The sequence below is a fragment of the Ruegeria sp. HKCCA0370 genome, from assembly GCF_013033705.1.
GTDB lineage: Bacteria > Pseudomonadota > Alphaproteobacteria > Rhodobacterales > Rhodobacteraceae > Ruegeria.
Window position 1 is genome coordinate 1 of the sequence record NZ_WQEP01000028.1, and the last position, 2,574, is coordinate 2,574.

At 51.4% G+C, this 2,574-nt stretch carries 1 protein-coding gene; it reads right to left on the reverse strand.

The genetic code is table 11. The annotated features are described in order from the left end of the window. Positions 1–97 precede the first annotated feature (97 nt). Positions 98–2,470 (reverse strand): autotransporter domain-containing protein, encoded by a 2,373-nt coding sequence (locus tag GOW31_RS21770; protein WP_253283495.1) that lies wholly within the window; start codon positions 2,468–2,470, stop codon positions 98–100. Positions 2,471–2,574: the final 104 nt, after the last annotated feature.

Below are 2,574 nucleotides of genomic sequence, written 5' to 3' on the forward strand. Positions count from 1 at the left end.
GCGGACAAAGCGGACGTCCGCTGGGTCCGTTTGTAAAGGCCCAACAACGATGGTCGGCGTGTGTGATTCCTAAATTTGAAACAACCGTACTGCCAAATCAAAACCGAACACTTAAGTTTGCACCTAGGCCATGTTCTTGGCCATTGGATCGAACTGAATAACCATATCCTGCCGTTAGTCTGGCCAGCTCAGAAATCTGATAGCCCAGGCCAAGCCCGAGAACGAAGCCATTTGCTCCTCGATTTTGTCCGACTTGTGTAAATGTTCCGAACAATGGACTTGTGACTGTGATTTCGTGCTCACTGTCTTTGTTGGCAAAGAAGTCATATTCATACCGGGCGAAGGCGATTGGGGTTAACAAACCATTCTCTGTCAAGAAGTCGCGTTGGTAGTCAATTCCAATAGAAGCGACCAGCGATTCTGCGTTCGCTTTTTCAATCGAGTAATTGAAATCACCACCGCCCGTCTCTGTGCCTGAGCCTTGTTGGATACGCCCGTAGTTCAATCCAAAAACCGTAGAAACCCTTGCACCGCTGTTCAGGTTAAACAGCTTCCGTGCCTGGATACCGGCATGGATGCCCTCTTGGTCCAAATCAGACTTTGCCTCGCCTCCCGTAAAGCCATCAACAGAAGGGTTATTTCGCTTGGCGTCGGTTTCACCGAACATGTAACCGACCAGCCCGGAGAACTCCCAAGTTCCGGTTGTTGTGCGCCCATAGACGCCCACATGATAGCTGTCGGTCGAAAAGTCCTGATCGACTTGATCGTGTTCATCCATGGAGGATGTCCCAAAACCTGCGTACACGCCGACCACACCTCTATCGGTGCTTGCGACATCCGCTCCGACCAAAATCGTGCCCAGCGAATAGTCGAATGTCCCAAGGCCATTGCTTCCATCAACGTCCCCGCTCACATAGGCCGTGTCGATCCACCAGCGCCGATCAGAGCAGTCTATTGCGCCGCTCGGGCTCTGGGCCGAGTCGATGTCGCCTTCTGCAACGGGTTGATCCGCATTGCTGAAGCCAACCGCTTGATACTTGCGGCAGTCAGCATGGCTCAGCACAGTGTTTGTTATCAGGTCAAGTTGCTCAAGCCCAACGGTCAAATTGGAGGAATAGGGCTCTGCGTGCACACGATTAAATCCAGACAAACCTGAATTGGTAAGCGTGTTAACGGTATTACCCAAGGTTGAGCCATTGGTCAGATTAGTTCCAGGTGACGTGTTTGTGGTGTTAGCCACCGCACCAGCAAGGTTGCTTGCATTGGGAGATCCAACAACTGATGGATGTTGTGGTAAACTCGAAACGGGGAGGGTCGAAAACGCTATGTCGATTCTACCGTCCGCGGTTGGCGTGTTTGAGATACTCAGACTGGATAGGGCGGGCAGAGATCCTCCGGCAACAAGAGTTGGGGAGTTTCCATCGAAACGCGAGGCTTGAAAAACCGTGTAGTCGTTGCCAGCAGCATAGTCCTGCGCAGTCAGGCCGGGACGAGCGGCTTCGACTTGTATAGTGGCGCGGTTAATCCCTGTAACGGGCCCGCTGGATGACACCAAATCGGCTTTCTGACCGGCCGTCGGATCGACTTCACTTAAGATCCTTGACCCAGTTTCAAAGGCGATACCGCCACTATTGTTAAGCGTACCAATTGAAAAGCCCGGCGAAAGCACCCCTCCGTTCTTAACTGTGAAGTTAAATGCGTTCACGGTTCCCGTTCCGGCCAGCGTGCCAAAATTCTCAAAGTTTACGGTGTTCAAACTGCTTGCTGCATCGAGCCGAACGGTCGTGCCTGCCGCTATCGCCATGTCACTGGTTGAAGAAATCGAACTATTCGTCAGTGTGAAATCAGAAGCCTCGGCAACCCGGGTTTGGATATAGTACGCCCCGAAAACCACTTCGGTAGCCCCTATAACGGTAAGGTTGTCGTAGGTTAACGGTCGGTCTGACTGGAAGTAAACTTCAGTGGGGTCGATATTCGCGCCGTTGAACGGAACGAACGTCATTGATCTGCCGGAACCAATCGAAGTTCCAATGAGGTTCACTCTAAGCTTCCCGTTGATGTTCGTAGCCAAGGCCTCACGAGAAACAAAGTCTCCGCTACCTGCCGCAACATCAACGTTTAGGAGAGTTAAAACTGAAGCATTGCTTGGAACGGTATTCTGGCCCGGGACATACAACTCAATTTCACCAGAGGACGTGATAGAGGAGTTTCCAATTGTAAGTCCTGTAATGGGTCCGTTTGGGATCGGCAGACACGTGCGTTCCGTCGTTGAAATTGTTTGATTAACGCGAGTGCTTTCAGATCCGGATGAATATTCTATCCGAGGAGAGCCCAATTCTACGCAACCCTGTGCGCTTTGGGCCTGTGCGTCGCCCGCCACTAACACATAAGCCAAGGCTCCCAGTGACAACTTAATAATAAATGCACGCTGAGCGTATAGTGCCGCAAGTGTCGGGCCCAGTGTTGCCATCAGCTTTCTCCTCTTACTTGATAAGCGAGAGTACACCCAATTGTGATACACGGTGAGTTTTGTGAAATGCTCAAAAAAGTCAAACGATTGACTGCTTTGGGCTC

Bases quoted from the DNA above. Each gene is read 5' to 3' on its own strand.
- GOW31_RS21770 (WP_253283495.1), bottom strand. From the start codon at position 2,470: ATGGCAACACTGGGCCCGACACTTGCGGCACTATACGCTCAGCGTGCA.